The organism is Streptomyces pacificus (assembly GCF_011766325.1).
Classification (GTDB): domain Bacteria; phylum Actinomycetota; class Actinomycetes; order Streptomycetales; family Streptomycetaceae; genus Streptomyces; species Streptomyces pacificus.
Map to the genome: position 1 here is coordinate 1 of NZ_BLLG01000041.1, position 8,772 is coordinate 8,772.

Annotated in this window: 1 pseudogene; it reads left to right on the forward strand. The window is 73.3% G+C overall.

What is annotated here, in order from left to right:
- Window positions 1-98: 98 nt before the first annotated feature.
- Window positions 99-8,772, forward strand: a pseudogene (locus SCWH03_RS28115) (type I polyketide synthase); the annotation flags it as partial.

Genomic DNA, 8,772 nt, shown 5'->3' on the forward strand with positions numbered 1-8,772 from the left:
TGGCGGGGGTGGTGGAGCGGATTGCCGGGCGGTTGGGGGAGCGCAGGGTGAAGTGGTTGCGGGTGTCGCATGCGTTCCATTCGCCGTTGATGGAGCCGATGCTGGACGACTTCCGTGCGGTGGTGGGTGGGTTGTCGTTCGGGGAGCCGGGGATTGCGGTGGTGGCGGGGGGTGAGGTGGGTGATCCGGAGTTCTGGGTGCGGCATGTGCGGGAGACGGTCCGGTTCCATGACCGGGTGGTGGCGCTGGAGGGGAGGGTGCTGCTGGAGGTGGGTCCGGACGGGGTGCTGTCGGCTGCGGCGGCTGCTTCGGGTGCGGTCGCGGTTCCCGTGCAGCGGGGGAACCTGGACGAGGTGACCGGGTTCGTGACCGCTCTCGCGCGGTTGCATGTGAGGGGCGTTCCCGTCGACTGGTCCCCGTTCTACGAAGGCGGACACCATGTCGACCTCCCCACCTACCCCTTCCAACGCCAGCACTACTGGCCTGCCCCCGGCTCCGGCGCGGACGTCGTGTCCGCGGGCCTCGGGTCCGTCGAACACCCCCTGCTCGGAGCCGCCGTCGAGCTCGCGGGATCGGCCGGGCACCTCTTCACGTCGCGGCTGTCGCTCCGCACGCACGCCTGGCTCGCCGATCACTCCGTGCGCGGCGAGGCGCTCCTCCCGGGTGCCGCCCTGGTGGAGCTGGCAGTGGCCGCGGGCGACGTGGCCGGCTGCGATCGGGTGGAGGAACTGACGCTCGCGGCACCGCTGGTACTGCCCGCACGCGGCTCGGTACAGGTGCAGGTCCGGGTCGACGCGGAGGAGGACGGCCGTCGTCCGTTCGCCGTCCACGCCCGGTTTGAGGACGACGCCGACGGGCCGTGGACGCGCCATGCGACGGGCGTGCTGGGAACCGGGACCGGTGTCAGTGACTTCGACGCTGCGGTGTGGCCGCCGGCCGCCGAGCCCGTCGACATCGAGGGTGCCTACGAGCGGTTCGCCGACCTCGGCTTCGAGTACGGCCCGCTGTTCCGGGGCCTGCGTGCCGTGTGGCGCGCGGAGGACGGCACCCTGTACGCCGAGGTCGCCCTTCCGGAGGGCACCGCCACACGGGGCTTCGGACTGCACCCCGGGCTGCTCGACGCCGCTCTGCACGCCGCTCTGCTTGTCGACGGCGGCGCCGCGCTGCCGTTCTCGTGGGAGGGCGTCTCCCTCCACGCCACCGGCGCCACCGCGCTTCGGGTGCGCCTGACCAGGGGCGGCGACGCGCTCGCGATCGCACTGGCCGACACCGCCGGAGCCCCGGTCGCCACGGTCGACGCGCTCCTCGTCCGCGAGGGCAGTGCGCACCGGCCGGCCGGTGCGGTACGGGATGCGTTGTTCCGGGTCGACTGGGTTCCCGTCGAACCTCCCGCCAGAGCTGCGACGGGTGTCGTGGTCGAGCACATCGCCGTCGACCGGGCGGAGCACGATGTCGTCGCATCGGCGCACCGGCTGACCGCTCGGGCGCTCGAACTGCTGCAGGAGTGGATCGCCGACGACCGTCCCGAGAGGCTCGTCCTGGTGACCCGGGCCGGATGCCTCGCCGGGGCCGCCGTGCGGGGTCTGGTGCGGTCGGCCCAGTCCGAGCATCCCGGCCGGTTCGGGATCGTCGACACCGACACCGACACCGACACCGACACCGACACCGACACCGACACCGGCACCGGCACCGGCACCGGCGAACTCCTCGCCCGGGCCCTCGGCATCGACGAACCCGAACTGTCGATCCGTGACGGCGTGGTGAGGGCCGCCCGGCTCGCCCGGGCCACGGCCGGTGAGCGCGAGGTCAGCTGGGAAGGCCCGGTGCTCATCACCGGCGGCACGGGCGGCCTCGGCGGAATCGTCGCCCGGCATCTCGTCGCCGAGCACGGCATCCGCGACCTCGTCCTGGTCAACCGCACCGGGGCGCGGCCGGAATGGGTGGACGGCCTGGACGCCGACGTCACGGTGGCGGCATGCGACGTCGCCGACCGGGCGGCCCTCGCCGCGCTGCTCGAGGAGTACACCGTCCGCTCGGTGGTGCACGCGGCGGGCACCCTCGACGACGGTGTGACCGAGTCGCTGACCCCCGACCGCCTCCGCACGGTCTTCGCCCCGAAGGCCGACGCCGCGTGGCACCTGCACGAACTCGCCGGCAACCTTTCGGCGTTCGTGACCTTCTCCTCCGTCGCGGGCACCGTCGGCAGCGCGGGACAGGGCAACTACGCGGCCGCGAACGCGTTCCTCGACGCCCTCGCCGAGCACCGCAGGGCGGCGGGCCTGCCCGCGCTGTCTCTGGCGTGGGGGGCCTGGGAAGGCGGTATGGCGGGCTCGCTGTCCGAAGCGGACATCGCGCGCATGCGGGGGGCCGGGCTGCCCCCGATCACGGCGGAGCAGGGCGTCGCCCTGTTCGACGCGGCGCTGGCGACCGACGAGCCCGTCCTGGTCCCGGCACGGCTGGACCTCCCGGTGCTGCGGGCACGGGGCGAGGTACGGCCCCTGCTGCGCGGGCTGATCCGTACCCGCTCCAGGCGTTCGGTCGCCGGGTCCGAGACGGCCGGCGCACTGGTGGCGCGCCTGTCGGCGCGGGACGACGACGCTCGCCTGGAGGCGCTGCTCGACCTGGTGCGCGTGGAGGTCGCCGGAGTGCTGGGACACGCCGGAGCACACGCCGTGAATGCCGAACAGCAGTTCGCAGAGTTGGGGTTCGACTCTCTCACCGCGGTCGAACTGCGCAATCGCCTCGGGGCGGTCACCGGGCTGAAGCTGCCCGCAACACTGATCTTCGACTACCCGACCGCCACCCTCCTCGCCGGTCACGTCAAGGACCGGCTGTTCGCTGCGGACACGCCCGCCGCGCCCGTGCCGCGTGCGACGGCGGCCCCGGCCGACGACGACCCCGTCGTCATCGTCGGCATGGCCTGCCGCTACCCCGGTGACGTCACCACCCCCGAGGAGCTCTGGGACCTGGTGCTCGGCGGCACCGACGCGATCACCGGCTTCCCCGCCGACCGCGGCTGGGACCTCGAGGCGCTCTACCATCCCGATCCCGACCACCTGGGCACCTCCTACACCCGCTCGGGCGGTTTCCTGCACGACGCGCCGCTCTTCGACCCCGCGTTCTTCGGCATGTCGCCCCGCGAGGCGCTGGCCACGGACACCCAGCAGCGGCTTCTGATGGAGACGGCGTGGGAGGCACTGGAGCGGGCCGGCATCGATCCGGTGTCGCTCAAGGGCAGCCGGACCGGTGTCTTCACCGGCCTGATGTACAACGACTACCAGTCCCTCCTCGGCGGTGGCGACCTCGAAGGCCACCAGGGCCAGGGCAGCGCGGGCAGTGTGGCCTCCGGCCGGATGTCCTACGTCTTCGGCTTCGAGGGCCCGGCCGTCACCATCGACACCGCCTGCTCGTCGTCGCTGGTCGCGCTGCACTGGGCGATCCGGTCACTGCGCAGCGGCGAGTGCGACCTCGCGCTCGCCGGCGGTGCGACGGTCATGTCGACGCCGTCGACGTTCATCGAGTTCTCCCGGCAGCGGGGCATCTCCGCGGACGGCCGCTCCAAGGCCTTCTCCGACTCAGCCGACGGCGTGGGCTGGGCCGAGGGCGTCGGCCAACTCCTCCTCGAGCGTCGATCCGACGCACTGCGAGCCGGCCACCGCATCCTCGCCGTCGTCCGTGGCTCCGCCGTCAACCAGGACGGCGCGTCCAACGGCCTCACCGCCCCCAACGGGCCCTCCCAGCAGCGCGTCATCCGCGAGGCCCTCGCCGGCTCCGGCCTCGCGGCGGCGGACGTGGACGCCGTGGAGGCGCACGGCACCGGAACCCCGCTGGGCGACCCGATCGAGGCGCAGGCCCTGCTCGCGACCTATGGCCAGGACCGCGACGTACCGCTCTACCTGGGCTCCCTGAAGTCGAACATCGGCCACACCCAGGCGGCCGCCGGTGTCGCCGGCGTGATCAAGATGGTGCTCGCGCTGCGGCACGGGGTGCTGCCGCACACCCTGCACATCACCGAGCCCACCTCACACGTCGACTGGGAGGAGGGCGCCGTCGAACTGCTCACCGAAGCCACCGCGTGGCCGGCGGTCGACCGCCCTCGCCGTGCCGGAGTGTCCTCCTTCGGCGTCAGCGGCACCAACGCCCACGTCATCCTGGAACAGGCGCCCGCCGAAGCACCGGAGGAAGCACCCGCGGACGCCACCCCACCCGCCGCCCCCCGCACGGAACCGGTGCCGCGACCGGTGTCCGCCACATGCGAGGCCGCCCTGCGTGAACACATCGAACGCGTCAAGGGCCTCGACGCCGACCCGCTGGACGTCGCCCGCTCGCTGAACGGCAGGACCACGTTCGAGCACCGCGCCGTCATCCTCGGCGACGGCCCGGACGACACCGTCACCGGCCGGGCCGACCTCAGCGGCGGTACGGTGTTCGTCTTCCCCGGCCAGGGTTCGCAGTGGATCGGCATGGGGCGTGAACTCCTCGACTCCCACGAGGCGTTCACCCGCCGCCTCACCGAGTGTGCCGACGCGCTGCGCCCCTACGTGGACTGGTCACCACTCGACGTCCTGCGCGACGAGGCCTCCCTGGAGCAGGTCGACGTCGTACAGCCCGTGCTGTGGGCGGTGATGGTCTCGCTCGCCGAGGTATGGCGGTCGTACGGCGTCGAGCCCGACGCCGTCGTCGGCCACTCCCAGGGCGAGATCGCCGCCGCGGCCGTCGCGGGTGCCCTCAGCCTGGACGACGCCGCGCGCATCGTGGCCCTGCGCAGCCGGGCCGTGGACCAGGCGCTGTCCCGCGGCGGCGGGATGCTGTCGGTGTCGCTGCCCGTCGACCAGATCCGGCCGCGCATCGAGAGGTACGGCGACCGGATCGCCGTGGCGGCCGTCAACGGACCCGGAGCCACCGTCGTCGCCGGCGAGGTCGCCGCGCTGGAGGAGGTCCTCGCCGCCTGCGAGGCCGACGGCGCCCGCGCCCGGATGATCGCCGTCGACTACGCCTCCCACACCCCCCAGGTGGAGGCGATCCGCGAACGCGTACTGGCCGACCTCGCGCCGATCACACCGCGCAGCGGCGACGTGCCGTTCTACTCGACCGTCACCGGCACCCGCGTCGACACCGCCGGACTCGACGCCGAGTACTGGTACACCAACCTGCGCCATACCGTCGAGTTCGAGCGGGCGACCCGCGCCCTGCTCGCCGACGGCCACCGCTTCTTCATCGAACCGAGCGCCCACCCCGTCCTCACCTTCGGCGTCGAGCAGACCGTTCAGTCCGAAGGTGTCGACGCCGTCGCCCTGGGCACCCTGCGGCGCGGCGCGGGCGGCCCGCGGCAAATCCTGACCGCGCTGGCGCACGCCCACGTTCGCGGTGTGCCGGTCCGCTGGGACGACCTCCTCACCCGGGGCAGGAGGATCGACCTGCCCACCTACGCCTTCCAGCGGCAGCGCTACTGGCCGGCCGCCGTCGTCGGCGCGGGCGACGCCACCGGCCTGGGCATGACCGCCGTCGCGCACCCGCTGCTCGGCGCGGCGCTGCACATGGCCGGAGCCGACGGCATCCTGTTCACCAGCCGTCTCTCCGCGGCCACCCACCCCTGGCTCGGCGACCACACCGTCGGCGGCCGGGTGCTGCTGCCCGGCACGGCGTTCGTGGAACTCGCGCTCCGCGCGGGAGACGAGGTCGGCTGCGACCGACTGGACGAACTCACCATCTCCACACCCCTCGTGCTCGACCACGCCGTACAACTGCAGGTGTCCGTCACCCCGCAGGCCGACGAACGCCACCGCGTGACGTTCCACTCCCGCCCCGACGACGACGCACCGTGGACCGAGCACGCCGCGGGGACGCTCGGCGGCGGTGCGGACACCGCCGACTTCGACGCCGCTTCCTGGCCGCCCGCCGGCGCCGAGCGGGTGGACGTCGAGGGCTGCTACGACACCTTCGCGGACCTCGGTTTCGCCTACGGGCCGGTGTTCCAGGGACTCCGGGCCGTCTGGCGGCGCGGCGACGAGGTGTTCGCCGAGGTCGCACTCCCCGACGGCGTGGAGCCCGGCGCCTTCGGCATCCACCCGGCGCTGGTCGACGCCGCCCTGCACGCCGCCCTGCTCACCGGGGACGGTGCCCGACTGCCCTTCTCCTGGGAAGGGGTGTCGCTGCACGCTACCGGCGCCACGACCCTGCGGGTGCGCCTCACCGCCCGCGGGGAGGGCATGGAGATCGCCTTTGCCGACACCGAGGGTGCCCCGGTCGCCTCCGTCGAAACCCTCGTCGTACGACCTCTCGCGGACACGAGGTTCGACGGCGTGGAACGGGACGCGCTCTTCCGCATCGACTGGACGCCGGTCCCGTTGCCGGACGCCGTGCCCGCGGACGCCGTGCCCGCGGATGTCGTGGTCGAGCACATCGCGGGTACGGACGACGTACCCGGATCCGCACATGCACTGACCGGACGCGCACTCGAGCGGATCCGGGAATGGATCGCCGGAGAGCGTCCCGGAAAGCTCGCCTTCGTCACCCGAAAGGGAGACCTCGCCGGGCAGGCGGTGTGGGGCCTGGTGCGGTCCGCGCAGACCGAGCACCCCGACCGGTTCCAACTCGTCGACATCGACACGGGCGCACAGACCGCTACGGGCACCGATATCGCCGCGGACGCCGATGCCGAAGCGGACCGGACCGGTGCGGGCGGCGACGGGCTCCCCGCCGTACTGGCGAGGGCCCTCGCCTCCGACGAGCCGCAGCTGCGTATCCGCGACGGCAAGGCCTACGCGCCCCGCCTCGCCCGGGCCGCCGCGCGGGACGAGGCCGTCTTCGAAGGACCGGTGCTCATCACCGGCGGCACCGGCGGCCTCGCCGGCATCGTCGCCGAGCACCTCGTCACCCGGCACGGCATCCGCGACCTGGTCCTCGCCGGCCGCAGCGGACGTACCCCGGAGTGGGTCGCCGGGCTGGACGCCCGTGTGGACGTCGTCGCCTGCGATGTCGCCGACCGGGACGCGCTCGCCGACCTCCTCGCCCGGCACGAGATCCGCTCCGTGGTGCACGCCGCCGGCGTACTCGACGACGGCGTCGTCGAGTCCCTGACCCCCGAGCAGGTCGACAGCGTGCTCAGGCCCAAGGCGGACGCGGCGTGGCACCTGCACGAACTCACCGCCGACCTCTCCGCGTTCGTCCTGTTCTCCTCGGCCGCCGGACTCCTCGGCGGCGCCGGCCAGGCCAACTACGCGGCGGGCAACGCCTTCCTCGACGCCCTCGCCGAGCACCGCCGCGCACGAGGACTGCCCGCCGTCTCGCTCGCCTGGGGCACCTGGGAGTCCACGGCCGGACTCACCGGCGCGCTCACCGACACCGACCGCGAACGCCTGGTCCGAGCCGGCATGCCGCCGCTGTCGGCCGAGCAGGGCACGGCGCTGTTCGACGCCGCTCTCGCCACCGGCGAGGCGGTCCTGCTGCCCGCCCGACTGGACCTGCCGACTCTGCGGGGCCAGGGCGACGTCCCCGCCCTGCTGCGCGGCCTCGTCCGCAACCGGACCCGCCGCACCGCCTCGCGCTCGGGTGCCGCGTCCGGTCTGGTGCAGCGCCTGCGCTCGCTCACCGACGCCGAGCGCGTCGACGCGCTGACCGACCTCGTCCGCACCCAGGTCGCCGCGGTCCTCGCCCATGCCGACGGCACCACGTTCGATGCCTCGAGGGCTTTCCGGGACCTCGGGTTCGACTCGCTGACCGCGGTCGACCTGCGCAACCGCCTCGGCAACGCCACCGGGCTGCGCCTGCCGGCCACCCTGGTCTTCGACTACCCCACCACCGCCGTGCTCGCCCGGTTCCTGCGCGACGAACTGTTCGGTGCCGACACGGAGGCGACCGCCCGGCCGCGGGCCGCCGATGACGACGATCCCATCGCCGTCGTCGGCATGGCCTGCCGCTACCCCGGGGGCGTGACCTCTCCGGAGGACCTGTGGCGGCTCGTCATGGACGGCACCGACGCCATCTCCGAGTTCCCCGCCGACCGCGGCTGGGATCTGGACGCCCTGTTCGCGGCGGACGCCGAGACCGGCACCTCCGCGACCCGCCTCGGGGGCTTCCTGCACGACGCGGGCGACTTCGACCCGGCGTTCTTCGGCATGTCCCCGCGCGAGGCCCTGGCCACCGACGCACAGCAGCGCCTGTTGCTTGAGGCGTCCTGGGAGTCCCTGGAGCGTGCGGGTATCGACCCGCTCTCGCTGCGCGGCAGTGCGACCGGAGTGTTCGCCGGCGTGATGTACAACGACTACGCGCAACTCCTCGGCAGCGAGTTCGAGGGCCACCACGGCACCGGCAGCTCCCCGTCCGTCGCCTCGGGCCGCGTCTCGTACACGCTGGGCCTGGAGGGCCCCGCCGTGTCCATCGACACCGCGTGCTCTTCGTCCCTGGTCGCCACCCACCTGGCTGTGCAGTCGCTGCGGCAGGGCGAGTGCGACCTCGCGCTCGCCGGCGGTGTCGCGATCATGTCCACGCCTGCCACGTTCGTCGAGATCTCGCGCCAGCGCGGCGTCTCGGCGGACGGCCGTTCGAAGGCGTTCTCCGATGACGCCGACGGCACCGGTTTCTCCGAGGGTGTGGGTGTGGTGGTGTTGGAGCGGTTGTCGGATGCGGTGCGCAAGGGGCATCGTGTTCTTGCGGTGGTGCGTGGTTCGGCGGTGAATCAGGATGGTGCGTCGAATGGTCTGACGGCGCCGAACGGTCCTTCGCAGCAGCGGGTGATCCGGCAGGCGCTTGCGTCGGCGGGGTTGTCGGCGG